Origin of the sequence: Microbispora sp. CL1-1, assembly GCF_012034195.1 — a bacterium.
In the GTDB taxonomy this organism is placed as follows: Bacteria; Actinomycetota; Actinomycetes; order Streptosporangiales; family Streptosporangiaceae; genus Microbispora.
Genome location: NZ_JAATEK010000002.1, coordinates 202353 through 221501, shown reverse-complemented (window position 1 = coordinate 221501; position 19149 = coordinate 202353). Strand labels below are relative to the sequence as shown.

21 protein-coding genes are annotated in these 19149 nt (G+C 73.2%); 14 read left to right on the top strand and 7 right to left on the bottom strand.

Annotated features, from left to right (window positions below; all coding sequences use genetic code 11):
• Positions 1-179 precede the first annotated feature (179 nt).
• The 6 genes from HCK04_RS44065 (at position 180) to HCK04_RS03390 (ending at position 5007) form a co-directional block, all read left to right on the top strand.
• Positions 180-890: an A24 family peptidase gene (locus HCK04_RS44065; protein ID WP_142645400.1), complete on the top strand. Its 711-nt coding sequence runs from the start codon at positions 180-182 to the stop codon at positions 888-890.
• A gap of 92 nt (positions 891-982) precedes the next feature.
• A complete protein-coding gene (gene aroC / locus HCK04_RS03410) occupies positions 983-2161 on the top strand; it encodes a chorismate synthase (RefSeq protein ID WP_205829781.1) in 1179 nt (392 codons plus the stop codon).
• 23 nt (positions 2162-2184) lie between these two features.
• Positions 2185-2688: a shikimate kinase gene (locus HCK04_RS03405; RefSeq protein WP_221889855.1), complete on the top strand. Its 504-nt coding sequence runs from the start codon at positions 2185-2187 to the stop codon at positions 2686-2688.
• Positions 2685-3761, top strand: coding sequence for a 3-dehydroquinate synthase (gene aroB / locus HCK04_RS03400; protein WP_142645398.1), 1077 nt, complete (start codon positions 2685-2687; stop codon positions 3759-3761). The genes HCK04_RS03405 and aroB overlap by 4 nt, the downstream gene beginning before the upstream one ends.
• Positions 3758-4192, top strand: coding sequence for a type II 3-dehydroquinate dehydratase (gene aroQ / locus HCK04_RS03395; protein WP_079314096.1), 435 nt, complete (start codon positions 3758-3760; stop codon positions 4190-4192). Before aroB ends, aroQ begins: the two co-directional genes overlap by 4 nt.
• A 14-nt stretch (positions 4193-4206) precedes the next feature.
• Positions 4207-5007, top strand: coding sequence for an SGNH/GDSL hydrolase family protein (locus HCK04_RS03390; RefSeq protein ID WP_142645553.1), 801 nt, complete (start codon positions 4207-4209; stop codon positions 5005-5007).
• 40 nt (positions 5008-5047) lie between these two features.
• Here HCK04_RS03390 and HCK04_RS03385 read toward each other — a convergent pair whose 3' ends face one another.
• A complete protein-coding gene (locus HCK04_RS03385; protein WP_142645397.1) occupies positions 5048-5302 on the bottom strand; it encodes a hypothetical protein in 255 nt (84 codons plus the stop codon).
• 52 nt (positions 5303-5354) lie between these two features.
• On the bottom strand, positions 5355-7451 hold the full coding sequence (locus tag HCK04_RS03380; RefSeq protein ID WP_142645396.1) for an ATP-dependent DNA helicase: 2097 nt from the start codon (positions 7449-7451) through the stop codon (positions 5355-5357).
• Positions 7452-7676: 225 nt separating this feature from the next.
• Here HCK04_RS03380 and HCK04_RS03375 point away from each other — a divergent pair, with 225 nt between their 5' ends.
• Both HCK04_RS03375 and HCK04_RS03370 read left to right on the top strand, forming a co-directional pair.
• Complete coding sequence (locus HCK04_RS03375) at positions 7677-8915, top strand: hypothetical protein (protein ID WP_142645395.1); 1239 nt, start codon at positions 7677-7679, stop codon at positions 8913-8915.
• Between the two features lie 61 nt (positions 8916-8976).
• A complete protein-coding gene (locus tag HCK04_RS03370; RefSeq protein WP_142645394.1) occupies positions 8977-10566 on the top strand; it encodes a Na+/H+ antiporter in 1590 nt (529 codons plus the stop codon).
• A gap of 179 nt (positions 10567-10745) precedes the next feature.
• Here HCK04_RS03370 and HCK04_RS03365 read toward each other — a convergent pair whose 3' ends face one another.
• Positions 10746-11006 carry a UBP-type zinc finger domain-containing protein gene (locus tag HCK04_RS03365; RefSeq protein ID WP_142645393.1) on the bottom strand — a complete coding sequence of 87 codons (261 nt, stop codon included), beginning with the start codon at positions 11004-11006 and terminating at the stop codon, positions 10746-10748.
• Between the two features lie 145 nt (positions 11007-11151).
• On the opposite strand from HCK04_RS03365, the gene HCK04_RS03360 reads away from it, so the two are divergent.
• Together HCK04_RS03360 and HCK04_RS03355 are read left to right on the top strand one after the other, a co-directional pair.
• The gene (locus HCK04_RS03360; protein WP_185948912.1) at positions 11152-11952 is read left to right on the top strand and encodes a ferritin-like domain-containing protein; all 801 of its coding nucleotides are present in this window, start codon (positions 11152-11154) and stop codon (positions 11950-11952) included.
• 5 nt (positions 11953-11957) lie between these two features.
• Positions 11958-12323 (top strand): NAD-glutamate dehydrogenase, encoded by a 366-nt coding sequence (locus HCK04_RS03355; protein WP_142645392.1) that lies wholly within the window; start codon positions 11958-11960, stop codon positions 12321-12323.
• 27 nt (positions 12324-12350) lie between these two features.
• Here HCK04_RS03355 and HCK04_RS03350 read toward each other — a convergent pair whose 3' ends face one another.
• Positions 12351-13823 (bottom strand): MFS transporter, encoded by a 1473-nt coding sequence (locus tag HCK04_RS03350; RefSeq protein ID WP_205829780.1) that lies wholly within the window; start codon positions 13821-13823, stop codon positions 12351-12353.
• Positions 13824-13902: 79 nt separating this feature from the next.
• Here HCK04_RS03350 and HCK04_RS03345 point away from each other — a divergent pair, with 79 nt between their 5' ends.
• Genes HCK04_RS03345 through HCK04_RS03335 form a run of 3 tightly spaced genes read left to right on the top strand, consistent with a single transcriptional unit; the run spans position 13903 to position 15485 of the window.
• Positions 13903-14763 (top strand): helix-turn-helix transcriptional regulator, encoded by an 861-nt coding sequence (locus HCK04_RS03345; protein ID WP_142645391.1) that lies wholly within the window; start codon positions 13903-13905, stop codon positions 14761-14763.
• Positions 14764-14815: 52 nt separating this feature from the next.
• Positions 14816-15151, top strand: coding sequence for a DUF202 domain-containing protein (locus tag HCK04_RS03340; protein WP_142645390.1), 336 nt, complete (start codon positions 14816-14818; stop codon positions 15149-15151).
• Positions 15152-15158: 7 nt separating this feature from the next.
• On the top strand, positions 15159-15485 hold the full coding sequence (locus HCK04_RS03335) for a DUF202 domain-containing protein (protein WP_142645389.1): 327 nt from the start codon (positions 15159-15161) through the stop codon (positions 15483-15485).
• Between the two features lie 157 nt (positions 15486-15642).
• Here the strand turns inward: HCK04_RS03335 and HCK04_RS03330 are convergent, their stop codons facing one another.
• The 3 genes from HCK04_RS03330 to HCK04_RS03320 all read right to left on the bottom strand — a co-directional run bounded on the left by HCK04_RS03330 (position 15643) and on the right by HCK04_RS03320 (position 18342).
• Positions 15643-16575, bottom strand: a complete 933-nt coding sequence (locus HCK04_RS03330) for a hypothetical protein (RefSeq protein ID WP_142645388.1) — start codon at positions 16573-16575, stop codon at positions 15643-15645.
• Positions 16575-17138 (bottom strand): hypothetical protein, encoded by a 564-nt coding sequence (locus tag HCK04_RS03325; protein ID WP_142645387.1) that lies wholly within the window; start codon positions 17136-17138, stop codon positions 16575-16577. Before HCK04_RS03325 ends, HCK04_RS03330 begins: the two co-directional genes overlap by 1 nt.
• Positions 17139-17229: 91 nt before the next feature.
• On the bottom strand, positions 17230-18342 hold the full coding sequence (locus HCK04_RS03320) for a ferritin-like domain-containing protein (protein ID WP_142645386.1): 1113 nt from the start codon (positions 18340-18342) through the stop codon (positions 17230-17232).
• Positions 18343-18447: 105 nt separating this feature from the next.
• On the opposite strand from HCK04_RS03320, the gene HCK04_RS03315 reads away from it, so the two are divergent.
• Positions 18448-19140 carry a TetR/AcrR family transcriptional regulator C-terminal domain-containing protein gene (locus HCK04_RS03315; RefSeq protein ID WP_142645385.1) on the top strand — a complete coding sequence of 231 codons (693 nt, stop codon included), beginning with the start codon at positions 18448-18450 and terminating at the stop codon, positions 19138-19140.
• Positions 19141-19149: the final 9 nt, after the last annotated feature.

The window sequence follows — 19149 nt, the reverse complement described above, 5'->3', positions numbered from 1 at the left end:
CGCCGTTGCGCCCGGACCGTCCGCCTGGCCCTGGCCTGATGTCCGGTGACCCGTGACCCGCTGTGGGCGGGGACGAGCCGCCCGGCAGCCGGCCGCCCGGCCCTACACAGGAACGTGGTTGTCCACAGGGGAGTCCGCGGACCGGTCCCGGGCGGCGTACGGGCGTTAGGGTCGGCCGCGTGCCCCTCGTCGTCCTCGCCGCAGCCGTCCTCGGCCTGATCGCCGGTGCGTACGCGCGTGCGGTCGCCGGCGGCTTCGGCCCGGAGCAGGACGCCCGGCGCGAGAGCCGCCGCGCGGAGGCGCGGGCCGCCCTCGCCGCGGCGGCCCGGACCGTGCCGCTGCCCCGCCCGCCGTACGCGGTCGAGGGCGCGACCGCGCTCGCCGCGGCGCTGGTGGCCTGGCGCGTCCACGACGGCTGGGTGCTCGCCGCGTGGTTGTACGCGGTGGCGGTGGGGGCCGCCCTCGCGGAGAGCGACCGGAAGACCTGGCGGTTGCCCGACGCGATCACGCTGCCGTCCTACCCGATCGTGCTGGCCCTGCTCGCGCCGTCTGGCCGCCTGCTGCCCGCGGTGGCGTCGGGCTGCGCGCTCGGCGCGGTCTACGCCGTGCTGTGGTTCGCCCGTCCCACGGGCCTCGGGCTCGGCGACGTGAAGCTGGCCGGGCTGATCGGCCTGCTCACCGGCGCGCTCGGCGTGCAGGCCACGGTCGTCGCCGGGATGGCGGGCCAGGTGCTCGGTGCGCTGTACGCCGTGGGGCTGCTCCTGGCCCGCAGGGCCACCCGCACGACCGAGTTCCCGTTCGGCCCGTTCATGCTCGTGGGGGCCCTCGCCGCGGTGGCTCTCACCGGGGTCTTCCCAGGGGTCTTCCCAGGGGTTTTCCCCGGTGGCTAGCACGTGCGGTTTCCGGTCTGGGGGCATCCGCATACGGTCATGGGGGTGTCAGGGGGACGCCGCAGTCGGGTGCACATGGAAGACTTGTCCCCATGCTGCGCTGGTTGACCGCCGGGGAGTCACACGGCCCCGAGCTTCTCGCGATCCTGGAAGGCCTGCCCGCCGGGGTGGAGGTGACCACCGCCGACCTCGCAGAGGCGCTGCGGCGCCGCCGTCTCGGATACGGCCGCGGGGCGCGGATGAAGTTCGAGCAGGACGAGGTGACGATCTCCGGTGGCGTACGGCACGGCCGCACGCTCGGGTCGCCCGTCGCGATCCGCATCGGCAACACCGAGTGGCCGAAGTGGGAGACCGTGATGGCCGCCGACCCGGTCGACCCGGCGGTGCTGGAGGGCCAGGCGCGCAACGCGCCGCGCTCGCGCCCCCGCCCCGGCCACGCGGACCTCGCCGGCATGCAGAAGTACGGCTTCGACGACGCCCGGCCGGTGCTCGACCGGGCCAGCGCGCGGGAGACCGCCGCCCGGGTGGCGCTCGGGCAGGTCGCCCGATCCTTCCTCAAGCAGGCCCTCGGCGTCGACATCGTCAGCCACGTGGTCTCGATCGGCGAGGCGAGCGCGCCCCGCGACGTGCTGCCCGGTCCCGGCGACATGGCGGCGGTGGACGCCGACCCGGTGCGCTGCGTCGACCCGGCCGCGAGCGCGGCGATGGTCGCCGAGATCGACAAGGCGCACAAGGACGGCGACACCCTCGGCGGTGTGGTCGAGGTCGTGGCCTACGGCCTGCCGCCGGGTCTCGGCAGCTACACCCACTGGGACCGGCGTCTCGACGCCCGCCTCGCCGCGGCGCTCATGGGCATCCAGGCGATCAAGGGGGTCGCGGTCGGCGACGGCTTCGAGACCGCCCGCCGCCCCGGCTCCCGGGCCCACGACGAGATCGAGAACACCCCCCAGGGCGTGCGCCGGATCACCAACCGGGCCGGCGGCGTCGAGGGCGGCATGACCAATGGCGAGCCGCTGCGGGTCAGCGCCGCGATGAAGCCGATCTCCACCGTGCCCCGGGCGCTCGCCACGGTCGACGTGCTGACCGGCGAGCCGGCCAAGGCGCACCACGAGCGCTCGGACGTCTGTGCGGTCCCGGCCGCCGCGGTCGTCGCCGAGGCGATGGTGGCGCTGGTGCTCGCGGACGCGGCCGTCGAGAAGTTCGGCGGCGACTCCGTCGAAGAGGTCGCGCGCAACCTGTCGGGCTACCTGTCGTCCCTGGTCATCAAGTAATAGGGTTTGTGATCATGCAATCGGTGTCCCAAGGACCCGCCGCGGTCCTCATCGGCCCGCCCGGCTCGGGCAAGTCCACGGTCGGGCGGCTCCTCGCGGACCGCCTCGGCCTGCCGTTCCGCGACACCGACGCCGACGTCGAGGCCGTCGCCGGCAAGACCGTCAGCGACGTGTTCGTGGAGGACGGCGAGGAGCGGTTCCGCGAGCTGGAGGCGCAGGCCGTACGCGACGCGCTGGAGACGCACTCCGGCGTGCTCGCGCTCGGCGGCGGCGCGATCCTGCACGAGCACACCCAGAAGCTGCTGTCCGGCCATCGGGTCGTGTACCTCCAGGTCGGGCTCGACCAGGCGGTCAAGCGCGTCGGCCTCGCCTCGGCCCGGCCGCTGCTGGTGCTGAACCCGCGCAGCCGGCTCAGGCAGCTGATGGAGCAGCGCCGGCCGATCTACGAGGGCCTCGCCGCGATCACCGTCGCCACCGACGGCCGCGAGCCCGAGGACGTGGTGACCGAGATCGAGGCGGCGCTGTGACCGCGACGCGCATCACCGTGCGGGGCGAGAGCCCGTACGACGTCGTCGTCGGCACCGACGTGCTGGCGGAGCTGCCGGGGCTGCTGGACGCGAAGGTGCGCACGGTCGCCGTGATCCACCCCGCCGGGCTGCCCGAGATCGCCAGGCCGGTGCGCGAGACCCTGGAGGGCGCCGGGTTCGAGGTCGTCGCCCTGCCCGTGCCCGACGGCGAGGACGCCAAGTCCGTCCACGTCGCGGCCGAGCTGTGGTCGGCGTTCGGCCGCTACGGCATCACGCGTTCCGACGCGGTCGTCGGCGTCGGCGGCGGCGCGACCACCGACCTGGCCGGGTTCGCGGCCGCGACGTGGCTGCGCGGCGTCCAGGTCGTGCAGGTGCCGACCACGCTGCTGGCCATGGTCGACGCGGCGGTCGGCGGCAAGACCGGCATCAACACCCCCGAGGGCAAGAACCTGGTCGGGTCCTTCCACCCGCCGAAGGGCGTGCTGTGCGACCTGGCCACGCTGGCGAGCGTGCCGCGCGAGGACTACGTCGCCGGCCTCGCCGAGATCATCAAGGGCGGGTTCATCGCCGACCCCACGATCCTCATGCTGGTCGAGGACGACCCCGCCGCCGCCCGCACTCCCGAAGGCGAGCACACCCGCGAGCTGGTCGAGCGCAAGATCCGGGTGAAGGCCGACGTCGTCGGGGCCGACCTGCGCGAGAGCGGCCTGCGGGAGATCCTCAACTACGGCCACACGCTCGCCCACGCGATCGAGCGGGTCGAGGACTACCGCATCAGGCACGGCGAGGCCGTGGCCATCGGGCTCGTCTACGCGGCGGAACTGTCCCATCTCGACGGCCGCGTCGGCCGCGACGTCGTCGACCGCACCCGCTCGATCCTGGAGTCGGTCGGGCTGCCCACCACCTACCGCGCCGACGCCTGGCCGCGGCTGCGCGACCACATGCGGGTGGACAAGAAGGCCAGGGGAGCGGTGCTGCGGTTCGTCGTGCTCGACGACATCGCCAAGCCGGCCCGCCTGGAGAACCCGTCAGAAGAGCTGCTCGAAGCCGCTTACCGGGAGGTCGCCCGATGAGGCAGGTGCTCGTGCTGAACGGGCCCAACCTGGGTCGTCTCGGCAGCCGTGAGCCCGACGTCTACGGCGCGCAGACCTTCGACGACCTGGCGGCCCTGTGCCGCGAGACCGGCCGCGAGCTGGGCCTGTCGGTGGAGGTCAGGCAGACCGACGACGAGGCCGAGCTGGTGAGCTGGATCCACGAGGCGGCCGACAGCAGGACCCCCGTGGTCCTCAACCCCGCCGCCTTCACCCACTATTCGTACGCGCTGCGCGACGCGATCGCGCAGCGTACGGCTCCGCTGGTCGAGGTGCACATCTCCAACCCGAACGCGCGGGAGGAGTTCCGCCACACCTCTGTCGTGGCGGCGGTGGCCACCGGGACGATCGCGGGGTTCGGCATGCGGTCGTACGAGCTCGCGCTGCGCGCGATCGCGGACATGGGCGAGTGACGAAAGAAGGGATCATGGGCTACCGGTCGTTCGTGGCGGTCGGAGACAGCTTCACCGAGGGGCTCAACGACCCCCTCCCGGACGCGCCCCCTCCGGCGCCGGGTGAGGTGGTCCGCTACCGGGGCTGGGCCGACCGGGTCGCCGAGCGGCTCGCCCGGCTCGACCCGGACTTCCGCTACGCCAACCTCGCGGTGCGGGGCAAGCTCATCGACCAGATCGTCGCCGACCAGGTGCCCGTGGCCGTCGAGATGAAGCCTGACCTGATCAGCTTCTGCGCGGGCGGCAACGACCTCATCCGGCCCGGCACCGACCCCGACCAGATGGCCAAGAAGCTGGCCGCCGCCGTACGGACCCTGCGGGCCACCGGCGCCGACGTCGTGCTGTTCACCGGGACCGACCCGCGGGACACCCCGATCATGCGGCAGCTGCGCGGCAAGTTCGCGATCTTCTTCATGCACGTCCGCTCGATCGCCGACCTGTACGGCTGCCACCTGGTGGACATGTGGTCGATGCAGGGGCTGCGGGACTGGCGGGCCTGGAGCGACGACCGGCTGCACATGAACGCCGAGGGCCACCGCCTGGTCGCGGCCCGGGTCCTGCACGTGCTGGGCCTGCCAGGCGAGGACGACTGGCGCAAGACCTGGCCGCCCCGGGAGCGGGTGGACCCGAGGGCCAAGCGCCGCGAGGACATGCAGTGGCTCAAGGAACACTTCGGTCCGTGGATCGGGCGGCGCCTGCGTGGCACCTCCTCCGGCGACGGCCTCGCCCCCAAGCGGCCCGAACTCGGCCCGCTGCCCCCGGCCCCCACGTCCTGATCTCTCTTCCCCGGCCCCGGGGCGCGCGCCGATCCGGCGGTTACCTCGGCGTGCCGGACTGTGCCGTCGCGCGGCGCAGGCCGCGTGCCGTCCACGGCGGGCAGCCCGGATCGCCGTCGGTCTCGACCTTGCCGCCCACACCGGCGAGCGTGCCGGGCGCGTGAGCCTCCTGCTTCCCGCGCCGGATGAGCAGCCACCGGCCGTCTTGCTCCAGGAAGACCTCGACGTTCACGACGAAGGCCGGCCGGCCGCCTTGAGTGAGGCATACCGGCGTGGCAGGGGCGTCAGCGCTCATGCCCCCGCACTCTACGCGGGGGCCTGACGCCCTGCCTGATCTTCGGCCCCGGTCAGGAGCCGGCGGTGAGGCGGCGCAGGGCGTCGCGGACCTTCGCGGGGTCGGTGGTGCGCCAGAAGGGCGGCAGCGAGTTGAGCAGGAAGCCGCTGTAACGGGCTGTGGCGAGCCGCGGGTCGAGAACGGCGACGACGCCCCGGTCGTCCATCGACCGCAGCAGCCGGCCCGCGCCCTGCGCCAGCAGCAGCGCGGCGTGGGTGGCCGCCACCGCCATGAAGCCGTTGCCCCCCGTGGCCGCCACGTGCCGCTGCCGGGCCGAGGCGAGCGGGTCGTCGGGACGCGGGAACGGGATCCTGTCGATGATCACCAAGGTCAGCGATGGGCCCGGCACGTCGACGCCCTGCCACAGGGACAGCGTGCCGAACAGGCAGGTGGCGGGGTCGCCCGCGAACTGCTTGACGAGCTGCGAGGTCGAGTCGTCGCCCTGGCAGAGCAGCGGCACGTCGAGCCGCTCGCGCAGCGCCTCCGTGGCGGCCTTCGCGGCCCGCATCGAGGAGAACAGGCCGAGCGTCCGGCCGCCGGCCGCCTCGATCAGCTCGGCGATCTCGTCGACGTACGCCTCGGGGAGGCCGTCGCGGCCGGGCTGGGGGAGATGCGTGGCGACGTAGAGGATGCCCCGGCGCGGATGGTCGAACGGCGAGCCGACGTCGAGGCCGGTCCACTCCCCGGACCGCAGGCCCCACTGGCGGGACAGGCTGTCGAACGAGCCGCCGAGCGCGAGTGTGGCGCTGGTGAGAACGACGGTGCGGTCGCCGAACAGCTTGTCGCGCAGCATGCCGCCGACCGACAGCGGCGCCACCCGCAGGGTGGGGGGAACGCGCCCGCGCCCCTCCTCCAGCCAGACGACCTCGGCCCGGTGGACCTCCTCGGACCGGGCGTCCGCGCCCCCGCCGCCCCGGGAAGCCGCCGAATCCCGCGAGCCCCCCGAATCCCGCGCGTCCTCCGGATCGCCGGTGTCCTCCGCGTCGTCCCCGGCCCCGTCGCGGCCGGCCGCCGGGCCGAAGGCGTCGAGCATCCGCTGGGCGGTGTCGTGCACCTCGTCGAGCGCCGTGAACGCGGCCTTGCGGAGCCCGGCGTTCTCGGGGTCGTCCTTGTCCTTGTTGCGCGGCCCGAGGGCGGTGATGCAGGCGAAGGCGGCGTCGCGCACCAGCGCGAGCGTCATCCCGAGCGACTGCGGCAGGGTGTCGACGCGGCCGGGCGGGGCGACGGCCAGCAGGGCCCGCAGGTCCTCGCCCGCCTCCTGGAGCCGGTCGGCCACTCCCTGCTCGATGAGCCGCCCGGCCCGGCGGGCGGCGAGGTTCACCGTGCTCTCCGACAGCTCGCCGGTGACCACCGACGTCACCCGGTCGACCAGCTCGTGCGCCTCGTCCACCACGACCACGTCGTGCTCGGGCAGGACGGCGAAGTCCTCCATGGCGTCGATCGCCAGCAGCGCGTGGTTGGTCACCACGACGTCGGCCGCGCCCGCGCGCTCCCGTGCGAGCTCGGCGAAGCACTCGGCGCCGCTGGGGCACCGCTGGGCCCCCAGGCACTCCCGGGCCGTCACGGAGAACTGCCGCCACGCCTGGTCGCTCACCCCGGGCACGATCTCGTCGCGGTCGCCGGTCTCGGTGTCGTTGGCCCACTCCTGGATGCGCTGGACCATCCGGCCGGTGGCGCTGACCTCGCGCGGGTCGAAGAGCTGGTCGTCCTCGTCGTCGGGCATCCCGGCGGCCATCTTGTGGCGGCACAGGTAGTTGCGGCGGCCCTTGAGGATCGCGAACTCGGGACGGTGCGGCAGCAGGCCCTCCAGCGCGTCCGCGAGCCGGGGCAGGTCGCGGTCGACCAGCTGGCGCTGCAACGCGATAGTGGCGGTGGACACCACCACGGCGTCGCCGCTTTCGGCCGCGTGCCTGATCGCGGGCACGAGATAGGCCAGGGACTTGCCGGTGCCGGTGCCGGCCTGCACCGCGAGGTGCTCCTCGCTCTCGATGGCGTCGCGCACCGCCTGAGCCATCTTGACCTGCCCAGGGCGCTCGACCCCGCCGAGCGCGGTCACCGCGGCGGTGAGGAGTTCTTCGACGGGCGGAAGATCGGCACGGTCCTTGGGCACGGAAGAACGCTACCCGGTGTGACCGACATCCTGTGCGTGTCCGCCCCACCACATCCTGGCGTTCCAGGAACTCCCTCCCGGCGCGCATGGCACACTGAGATGTCAGTGCTCTCAAGGTCAACAACGATCTACCCAGTGAGGTCGAAAAGGGAAGAAACGGAAGTTTCGCGAGGGTTCCCGAGATCGAGTGGACGGAAAAGGGCAGGTAAAGGCACTATGTCTGCCATGTCGGAAGTTGTCCCATTGCCCTCGTTCGGCGAGGTGTTCTTCGACGCGCGAGGCCAGGACCGTGTGCTCCGGGTCACGTGGCACGACGGCACGCTGGTGCTGAGCCTGTGGCGGGGCGAGATGTGCACGGCCAGTTTCCGCATGCCCATGAACGACGTGGGACGGCTGATCGACACCCTCGACGAGGGTTTCGCCGAGGCCGGCGGCGAAGAACAGGACGCCGGGACGGGACCGTTCCCACGGCAGGGGGCGCCGGGCCAGGACGGCTACGCCCCCCAGGACGCGTCGTATCCCGCGCACCCGCAGGACCAGGGGCAGGACCCCTATGCGACCCAGGTGCACGACCCGTACGCCACGCAGGTCCACGACCCGTACGCGGGGCGAGGCCAGGACGCCTACGGCGCTCCGGACGGGTACGCGGGGCAGCCCGGTGACGGATACGGGGGCCAGGACCTCTACGGCGCGCCCCAGACCGGGCCGCACGCCGTGTCCCGGGCCCCGTACGGCCAGGGCCGGGACGGCTACGCCGCCGACGAGGGCCACGCCGCCGCACCCGACGGCTACGGCCAGGCCCCGGACGGGTACGGCAGGGCCGGCGACGGCTACGCGCAGGGCGAGGACGGTTACGCCCCACGGGGCCGCCGCGCGTCGCGTGACGCCGGGCGCGACGCCGGCTATCCGGAGCAGGCCGCCCCGTCCGACTACGAGTACCCCGACTATCCGGGAACGGGACAGTACGCCCGCCCGCCGGTGCCGCCGCCCGCCCCGGCCCCCGAGGCCTACCCGGCGCCCGCCGCGCTCGGCCCCAACGACGTGCTCGTCGCCCGGGGCACCCCCACCCAGGACCGCCTCGTCGCGTCCTCTGCGGCCCAGACCGGCCCGCAGCCGGCCTACCGCCCGGCGCCGCAGGCCCCGCAACCCCAGGCCCCGCAACCCCAGGCCCCGCAGCCCGGAGCGGTCGACCCGAGCGACCCCCTCGGCCTTGGCCCGGCCCGGCCGTACGTCAACGAGCAGTACGCGAACGACCAGTATCCGAACGAGCAGTACGCGACCGAACCGCCGCTCTACACCACGGGCGAGCGCCTGCGGCCGGAGCAGTGGCCGGCGGGTCAGGCTCCTGACCAGCACCCCGAGCGCGAGCGCCGAGGGCGGCGCGGCGGGCGGCCCTCCGGGGACTCCCCGATCCCGTGGTCGGACGAGGACGGAGAGGGCTGGGAGGCGTCGCGCGGGTGGTGAGGACCACGGTTTGAGGGCCACGGTCGGCGGGAGTTCCAGCTGTAAGTAACCTCATCGGTTGATGGACACAGCAACAGCACTGCAGTTCCTCCTGCTCCCGGCCGGCGCCCTCGGCGTCGCAGCCCTGGCTCGATGGCGTGACTGGTCGGCCCCACTGCTCCTGGTGGTGGCGGGCCTGGCCGCGTCCTACGTGCCCGGGGTCCCCGACTACAGCCTCGACCCGCACATCGTCCTGGTGGTCTTCCTGCCGCCGATGCTCTATTCGGCGGCACTCGACAGCTCATATCTGCGGCTGCGCGACGCCGCCAGGCCCGTCGGCCTCCTGGCCGTCGGGCTCGTCCTGGCGACGACGGTGGTGGTCGGCTTCGTCGCGCACGCGATCATCCCCGATCTCCCGCTCGCCGCGGCCTTCGCGCTCGGGGCGATCGTCGCCCCTCCCGACGCCGTGTCGGCGGTCGCCATCGGCCGCAGGCTCGGCCTGCCGCGACGCGCGCTGACCATCCTCGTGGGCGAGAGCCTGTTCAACGACGCCACCGCGCTGACCGCCTACCGGGCCGCGGTGGGCGCGCTGACCGGCGCCGCCGCCGGCCTGCTCGGCATCGGCGGGCAGTTCCTCCTCGCCGCCGGGCTCGGCGTCGTGATCGGCCTCGCCATCGCCTACCTGTCCGGCTTCGTGCTGCGACGGCTCGACGACCCGTTGAGCGCCAACGGGGTCTCGCTGCTCGTGCCGTACGCCGCCTATCTCGCGGCCGAGGCCGTGCACGCCTCCGGTGTGATCGCCGTCGTGATCGTCGGCATCTACCTGGGCCACGAGCTCAGCCGGACGACGTACGGCACACGGCTGCTGTCGAACGCGGTCTGGAAGGTCGCCGACCTGGTGCTGGAGTCGATCGTGTTCGCCCTGATCGGCCTGCAGCTGCGCCCGATCATCGCCGGGCTGGGCGGTGAGCGGCCAGGGGAGCTGGCGACGTACGCGATCGTGCTGTTCCTGGTGGTCGTCCTCGTGCGGTTCGTGTGGGTGCCGGCCAGCACCTGCCTGCCGCGGATGCTGTCGAAGCGGGTGCGCGCCGAGGAGCCCAGAGCGCCGTCGGTGCAGAACATGGTGCTGACGAGCTGGGCGGGGATGCGCGGGGTGGTGTCGCTGGCCGCGGCCTTCGCCCTCCCCGAGAACTTCCCCCAGCGCAACCTGCTGCTGTTCCTGACGTTCGCGGTCGTCGTGGGCACATTGATCGTCCACGGGCTGTCGTTCCCCTGGCTGATCAGGCGGCTGGGCGTCTCCACCGCCCAGGAGCGGTACGGCGACGACCTCGCGGAGGCGGGTGCCCAGCAGGCCGCCGCGGCCGCGGCCCTGGCGCGGCTGGAGGAGCTCACCGCCGACGGTGTGCTGGACGTCCACCAGGAGGTCGTCGACCAGTTGCGCACCCGCGCCGAGCGCCGGGCCCTGCACGCCTGGGAGCGGCTCGGCGGCGGCACCGGCCCCGAGGGCGAGGAGACGCCCGCCTCGCTCTACCGGCGGCTGCGCCGCGAGATGCTCGCCGCGGAACGTGAGGTGTTCGTGCGGCTGCGCGACGAGCGGCGCATCGACGACGAGGTCCTCCACCGGGTCATGCAGGAGCTCGACTTCGAGGAGGCGGCGCTCGAACGCGGCTGAGCGCGCTCGGACGCGCGGTCCACGCGCCGAGCGCGGTCCACGGTCCACGCGCCGAGCGCGGTCCACGGTCCACGCGCCGAGCGCGGTCCACGGTCCACGCGCCGAGCGCGCTCCGCGGGCTCCCGGTGGCGCGCTCCGCGGGCTCCCGGTGGCGCGGTCTACTGGCTCGGCGGTGCGGTCTACTGGCCCAGGCGCTGGTCGACGTAGCACCAGCGCCAGTCCTCTCCCGGCTCGAACGAGCGGATCACCGGGTGGCCGGTCTCCTTGAAGTGGGCGGTGGCGTGCTTGCCGGGAGAGGAGTCGCAGCAGCCGATGTGGCCGCACTCCAGGCACTTGCGCAGGTGGACCCATCGCATGCCGCGCTCCAGGCACTCCTGGCAGCCTCCGGGCGTGAGCGGATCCGGGTCGGCCGTGACGAGCATGTGTTCGCAGTTCCCCATGCCGCAGATGCTACGGCGCGCGATCCCGTGCCCGGCGCCCTCCCCGGCGCCGGGTGCAGGGTGCCGGGTGCCGGGTGCCGGGTGCGCCGAACCTCCACGAACTCCCCCTCGTGATCTGCACATCGCTTCCGTAGGTTCGGGGACCATGACGACGACGGTCGACACGGGCGACTTCACCGCCTGGTTACACGACTTCGAGGGCGCGGCGCTGCTGCGGCGCACCTGGGGCGACCCCGACTGGGGCGCGGGAGCACGGCTGGAGCCCGCCCTCGTACGGAGCCTCCAGCGGTTCCAGGTCGGCGAGGACGGCGACGGTGCCCGCCTCATGGACAAGGCCCGCCGGGCGGGCGACCCCGTTTACGCGGAGGCGGTCCGCCTGTTCGTGGCCGAGGAGGGCGAGCACGCCCGCCTGCTGGGCCGGCTCCTGGAGGCGGCGGGTGCCGCGACGATCGCCGGTCACTGGACCGACGCGGTCTTCGTACGGCTCCGGCGGCTCCTCGGTCTCCGCATGGAGCTGATGGTCCTGATGCTCGCCGAGGTGGTCGCGCTCGGCTACTACCGCGCGGTGCGCGACGGCGTACGGGACCTGCTCGCCTCGGAGGTCGCGGGCCGGATCCTCGCCGACGAGCTGCGCCACGTGCCCTTCCACCGCGACCGGCTGCGGGCGTCCTTCCGGAGATCCTCACGGCTTTCGCGGGCGATCGCCTCGGCCCTGTGGTGGTCGCTGCTGGCGGGAGTGCTGGCCGTGGTCGTCCTTGATCACGGCGAGGCCCTGCGCGGGACCGGACTGTCCAGGACCGCATTCGCCTGTGAGGTCGCGGGGTACTTCCGCGCGATCGTCGCCGAGGTGATGACGACTGATGGACGCGTGACCAGGGATGGGCGCGGAGGCCCCCATGGGCATGATCGGGTGCCACGGCGGCCGGGCCGCCGTTGGGTAGGGTGATCGGCATGCGACTCCTCCCGTTCGCCGCCGTCTGCGCGGCCGCCGTCCTGTTCGCCTCCGGCTGCGCGAGCGCGGGGAAGGCGCAGACGTGCGCCGATGCGACGCGGCTGGTCAGCCGGACCATCAGCGACATCGGCGCGGTCGTGAACGACCCCGACGCCATGCGCAAGAAGATCGAGGACGGTGCCGCCGACCTGGAGGACATGGCGAACAAGGCCGCCGACACCACGCTCAGGGACGCCCTTCAGGGGCTGGCCGACAGCCTCCAGAAGCTCGATGTCGACGACGCCAACGCGGCGGTGGACGCGGCGCAGAAGGTCGCCACCGACGGCGCGACCTACCTGCGCGAGGTCAGCCAGGCCTGTCTCTGACCCGGCCGCCCGCGCCGCGCCGTCCGCTCAGGCGCGGCCCGCGGGGGCGACCGAGTCCCCTCCGGCCGGGTCCTCTCCGGCCGGGTCTCCTTGCGCAAGGTCCTTCACCGTACGGTCTCCTCCGGCGCGGTTCCTCCGGGCCGGACGGAGCGCCGCCAGCGCCGCACCGGCGAGGGAGACCACGGCGGCGACCAGGACGGCCGAGCGCAGGCCGTCCGAGGTGGCCGCGCGCAGCGCCTCTCCGGTCAGGCCGGCGGTGTCGCGACCGGCCACCGCGACCAGGACGGCCAGGCCCGCGGCGCTGCCCGCCTGCAGCACGGTGGAGGACAGGCCGGAGACCACGCCCTGCTCCTGCGGGGCCGCACCGGTCGAGGCAAGGATGAACATCGCGGAGAACCACACGCCCGCGCCCAGGCCGAAGCCGGCCAGACCGGCCAGCAGGCCGAGGTAGGAGCCGTCGGCCGACAGCCGCCACGCCAGCACCGCCGTTCCGGCCGCGCCCACGGCGACGCCGAAGACCAGGGTGCCGCGCAGCCCGAGGCGCGGGATGAGCCGTTCGGCGGCCAGGTTGCCCACGGTGATCGTGAGGGTGGGCCCGAGGAAGGCCAGGCCCGACGTGACGGCGTCGTAGCCGAGCACGTCCTGGAAGTGCAGCGTGAGGAAGTACGGCACGCACTGCAGGGTCAGGCCGTAGACCAGGATGACCCCGGCGCCGGTGGCCGTGTTCCGGACGGCGAGCAGCCGCGGCGGCAGCAACGGGTCGCGGCCGCGCGCCTCGATCACGAGGAAGGCGGCGAGCAGCCCCGCCGCCGCGACGGCGGACGCCAGGACGCCGGGGGAGAGCCACCCCCACCGGGGGCCCTGCGCGACGGCGAACACGAGTGCCGTGACGCCCGTGGTGCCGGTGAGCGCCCCCGGCAGGTCGATCGCGCCCGGCCGCCGCGGCCCGTCGGGGGTGAGCACGGCGAACGCCGCGGCGGCGCCCACCGCGGTCAGCGGCACGTTCACGAAGAAGACCGCCTTCCAGCCGAACGCGCCGGTGAGGACGCCGCCGAGCAGCGCGCCGAGACTGAGCCCGGCGGCGCCGCACGCCGCCCACACGCTCATCGCCCGGTTGCGGGCCGGTCCTTCCTCGAACATGGTGACGACCAGGGAGAGGGTCGCGGGCATCAGCACCGCACCGCCGAGCCCCTGCAGCGCCCTGGCGCAGATCAGCGGCACAGGAGAGGAGGCCAGCCCCCCGAGCAGCGAGGCGACGCCGTAGAGCAGCAGGCCGGCGACGAACATGCGCCGCCTGCCCAGCCGATCGGACAGGCGGCCCCCGAGCAGCAGGAAGCCGCCGAACGGCACCGCGTAGCCGCTGACCACCCACTGCAGCGCGTACGGGGAGAACCCGGCCTCGTGGGCGATCTGCGGCAGTGCGACGTAGACGACGGTGAAGTCGAGGGCGGTGATCGAGCTGCCCAGTCCGAGCAGCATGAGCGGGAACGCAGATCTCATGCGGGCAGCCTGATCGCGGGCCCGGCACCTCAGCCAGCACCGCGTTCTGACTACTCAGAAGTTGCCTAGGCTTGACGATGTGGATCGAGGGGCCGAGCTGAGCGAGTTCCTCAAGTCCCGCAGGGCGCGCGTGCGGCCGGAGGACGTCGGCCTGCCGTACAGGGCCGACGGGACGCGGCGCGTGCGCGGCCTGCGCCGCGAGGAGCTGGCGCTGGCGGCGGGGGTCAGCGTCAGCCACTACACGCGCCTGGAACAGGGCAACGGCCGGAACGTCTCGGCCGAGGTGCTGGACGCGATCGCCGACACGCTGCGGCTCACCGGGGACGAGCGGGCCTACCTGCACGCGCTGGCCCGCCCGGCGCACCGGGGTCACGACGTCGCGCAGGCGCCGGTCAGGCCGGGGTTGCAGCGGGTCCTGGACTCGCTGGTGCTCACCCCCGCGCTCGTCCTCGGACGGCACGTCAACGTGGTCGCCTGGAACACGCTGGCGGCCGCGGTCTTCGCCGACTTCGCCGCGATGCCGGAAGAGCGCAGGACGATCGGGCACCTGATCTTCCTGGACGAGGGGTTCAGGCGCATGCACGGCGACGGGTGGCCGCGGCTCGCCCGGGAGCACGTGGCCCGGCTCCGCGTGCTGGCCGCGCGCTATCCGCGGAACGCGCAGATCATGGAGCACGTCGACGCGATCTGCCGGCAGAGCCCCGAGTTCGGGCGGCTGTGGCACGAGCATCACGTGGCCGCCGTCACCCACCGCGACTACGTCCTCGATCACCCGGTCGTGGGCGAGCTGCGGCTGTCGGCCGAGCTCGTCGGCCTGCCCGGCGACCCCGAACTGCAGGGGATGGACCTGTTCGCCGCCGAGCCCGGCTCGGAGTCGGAGGACAGGCTGCGGCACCTGGCCGCCACGACGACGCGGACGGCGTCGCCCCACGCACGGTAGAAGTGGCAACCCGGCAAATCTAGGGGAAAAGGGGCAGAAATAGCGTTATCGCATGGAAGAGAACGAACCCGACCCCCGCTTCGTCCTCGCCAACGAGCGTACGTTCCTCACCTGGATCAGCACCTCCCTCGCACTGAGCGCGGGCGGCATCGCCATCGCGGTCGTCCCCGAGGACGTCTTCGTGCCGTGGGTGCGTACGCTGCTCGCCGTCGTGCTCGTGCTGCTGTCCGCCGTGGCGGCGGGCTCGGCCTATCCCCGCTGGCGGCACATCGACCGGGCGCTCCGGCAGGACCGCGCGCTCCCGCCGCCCGCCCTGGCCCCCATGTTCGGGTACGGCGTGGCCGGGGTGGCCGTACTGGCCCTGCTCCTCATCGTCCTGGAACGGTGATCGGCGCGTGAGCGGCGAGCCGAGGCCCGGGCTGCACAGCGAGCGGACCCGGCTGGCCTGGGTCCGCACGGCCGTGACGATGGCGGGCTCGGGCATCGCGGCGGCCGGGATCTCGGTGCGCCAGGATCTGCCCGTTCTCGCCGTCCCCTTCGCGGCGGCCGCGCTGGCCGGGGCGGTGCTGCTACTGCGCACCGGGATCCGCCACCGCCGCCTGGAACGGGCGCTGCGGCAGGGGAGCCTGGTCGACGGCCGGAGGGACGCCCGCATCGTCTGGGCCGGCGCGCTCGCCGTCGCCGCCGCGGCGCTGATCATGGTGCTCACGATGGCCCTCTGAACACCGCACGTCCCGCGCAGGCGGGCGAGACCGTCCCGCGCGCCACGAGGCGTCATCGCGCCGGGTCGTCGGTGAGGAGAGGGTCTTCCCGGCGGGGATCGTGGCGCGAGCGCGTGAATCCCCCCGGGCGAGGCGGGCGCCCAGGCGGCAGCGGAGGTCAGATCGCCCGCACGGCCTCCATGGTGTGCGGGCGCAGGGCGGTCTCCAGCCGGACGCCGCCGACGGACGTCACCGCCGCCTTGGCCGCGTTCTTCTTCGCCCAGCTCGCCGCCCGTGCGCGCAGGGTCCGGTCGGGAGACAGTAGCGTGTCCGCCATCATGGCGAACAGGTTCGTGCACGCCTTCGATCCGACGCCGAGATCGCAGCGGGCCTTCACGGAGAGCACCTTGTCCGGCGCGTCGTACCAGATGGAGACGGACATGTGGAGACGGGAGGCGTCGCCCGGCCGGCAGATCGTGTTCTTCGTGGCGCCGGTCACCGGGTCGGCCGCCGTGGACGTCGCGCAGGTCCAGGAGCCGGCCCCCTGCAGCCAGTCCACCGCGAGCATGCCGAACGTCACCTTGGGCAGGTAACGCTGCTTTTCCGAGGGGAAACTCCCGGGGAAGGAAGGCGCGCGGTCGTCCGTCACCGGCTCGGTGGTCGCGAGTCCCACGGCCGCGCCCGCGGCCCCGCCCAGGGCCAGCGCCGCGATCAGCACGCCGGCCGTGACCAGCGCGAACACCGCCGTCCCCCGGCGGCGCGGCGCGTCCGGCGGGACCGGGACGGAAGCCGCGGAACCGGGCGGCCCCGCAGGATCGTGCGCCGGTGTCCACGCCTGCGGCCCGGCGGCGTACGGCCGAGCCGTCTGCGGCCCCGGAGGCGGCGGCACGGCGAAGCCCGGTTGCGCCTGCGAGCCTGGGGGCGGTGGAACGGGGAAGCCCGGTTGCGCCTGCGGCCCCGGAGGGGGCGGCACGGGGAAGCCCGGCTGTGGGGGAGTGCCCGGAGGCGCGGCCTGCACCGGCTGCTGCACCGGAACCGGCTGCCAGGCGGCGCCGTCCCACCAGAACCTGCCGTCGGGAGAGTACGGCCGGCCGGGGGGTGGAGCCGCCATCAGTGTCTCCGCTTCATCGTCAGCTCGACGGACCGGGTGCCCGGCTTCCGCTCCAGCGTGTACTCCCAGTCGAGCACGTAGGTCACATCCCCGTCGCCCGCGAGCTGCTCGGCCAGCCAGCCGCCGACCTTCTTGGCCGTCGAGGGGTCGTCGCGGTGCGGCAGCGTCGCGAACCACGACATGTAATCCAGCCCGGCCGCCGCCGTGGTGGTGCCGGGGTCGACGATCCTGGCCTCGATCTTGCCGATGTACTCGTAGAAGTCCGTCACCTTGGCGACCCGGAAGAGGTCCGCCTCGAACCGCACCTTGCCGATCTTCAGCTCGCAGGACCAGAGCTGCCTGTTGTCGGCGCAGGTGTGCCCCCGGCCCTGCAGCGCCTCGACCACGGTGCCGATCTTCAACCCGGGAACGCACTCGTGGCCGCAGTATTTCGTGTCCTGTGCGCGATAGCCGGACGCGACGGCGAACCCGCCCGCGCCGGCGAGCAGGAAGAGGACCAGGCCGATCACCCCGATCACGATGCGGCGAGACCCGCGGCCACTCTGCGTCAGCTCCACAGTCACGAAGACGGAGTATGACAAGGATTCCCTGCACAGGTGGACAAAGCCCGCGAATCTCTCCGACGTCCGCGGCCGTGGGGGTCACGAGCCCTGGTCAGTCGTCCGCGGCGGCGATGGTCTCGGCGACCTCCTCCGCCCGTTCCTCCTCCTCGCGGGCGAAGCGCTCCGCGTCGAGCCGCTCGGCGATCTCCTCGTCCTGCCGCATCAGCGCGTCGAGGCTCTGCCCGGCCATCTCGAGCACGCCCATGTCGGCGTACGCCTTCTGGAGGCGGGGGCTCCACAGGCCGATGTCCTTGACGCACGGCACGATCCGGCTGAACAGCAGCGCACGGAACAGCCGCAGATACTCCGACCGGTCCACACACTCCATGGCCTCGGCGGACTCCTGCCGCGACAGCCCCATGGTCTCCCAGATCTCCGCGCCGCGCAGCCGGTCGCGCATGAGGTAGCAGCCCTCGATGACGAAGTCCTCGCGCTCGCGCAACTCGGCCTCGGACAGGTTCCGGTAGTAGTCGCGCAGCGCCATCCGGCCGAACGCCACGTGCCTGGCCTCGTCCTGCATGACGTACGCGAGGATCTGCTTGGGCAGCGGCGTGGTGGCGATGTCGCGCATCACCCCGAACGCGGCCAGGGCCAGGCCCTCGATCAGCACCTGCATGCCGAGGTAGGGCATGTCCCACCGCGAGTCGTTCAGCGTGCTGTCGAGCAGCGCCTTGAGGTGCTCGTTGATGGGGTAGGCGAGCCCGACCTTCTCCTGCAGGAACCGCGCGTACGTCTCGGCGTGCCGCGCCTCGTCCATCGTCTGCGTGGCGGCGTAGAACTTGGAGTCGAGGTCGGGCACCGACTCCACGATCCGGGCCGAGCAGATCATCGCGCCCTGCTCGCCGTGGAGGAACTGGGAGAACTGCCAGGCGGCGTTGTGCCTGCGCACCTCGTCATGCTGCCGGGCGTCCATGCGGTCCCACAGCGGGGAGCCGTAGATGGCGAGCGTGGTGTCGGGGACGCCGAGGACGTTGCAGGGATCGACCTCAAGGTCCCAGTCGATCCGCTTGACGGAGTCCCACTGCTTGTCCTTGCCCTTCTGGTAGAGGGCGAGCATCCGGTCGCGGCCTTCGTCGTACTCCCAGGTGAACCGGGCCGCTCCGGTCATCTCCACGTCCCACGTGGAGAGCTCGGCGGGGATGGTGTAGAGCTCGTGGGTCGACACGGGGGACCTCCCTCGACGTACACCGTACGTATCCCTGCGAGCGTGTCACGTACGCTGTACGTACGTCAATGGACGGAGACCATGTGGCGGCGAGAGGATTCGGTCATGCTCAACCGCACCCGCATCGTGGCCGCCGCCGTGGAGCTCATCGAGAGAGAGGGCGCCGACGCCGTCTCGATGCGCAGGATCGCCGCCGAGCTGGGCGTCGGCGTCATGTCGCTGTACAACCACGTGCCCAGCAAGGCCGCGCTGCTCGACGCGGTCGCCGAGGACGTGCTGTCGCGGATCGGCTTCACCGACGACCCGTCCGCCCACTGGACCGAGCGGGTGCGCATCCAGGCGCGGGCCTTCCGGCGCATCGCCCATCACTATCCCCGGTGCACGATGGTCGTGGTGAGCAGGCAGCTGAACTCGACGGCGGGCCTTCTCCCGGTGGAGCGCGCACTGGCGACCCTGCGCGAGGCGGGCTTCGACAGCCGGGAGGCCGTCCGGATGCTGCGGATGTTCATCGCGTACGTCGTCGGCTCGCTGCTGCGGGAGGTGGGGGTGACCCCCACGTTCGCTCCCGTACGGGGCGGCGCGACGGTCGCCGAGGTGGATCCGGCGCTGTTTCCCGTGCTGAGCGAGCTGCGGTCGCATCTGGACTCTTGCGACCACGACGAGGAGTTCGAGTTCGGCCTGGAACTGCTGGTCCAGGCGATGGCCGTACGGGCCGCGGCGCGGGCGGACGCCCATACCGGCGCCGGGGAGGGCGAGCGCGGCGGCGCGCGGGCCGGTCGTGGAGGCGCCCGGCAGTAGGCCGGGCGC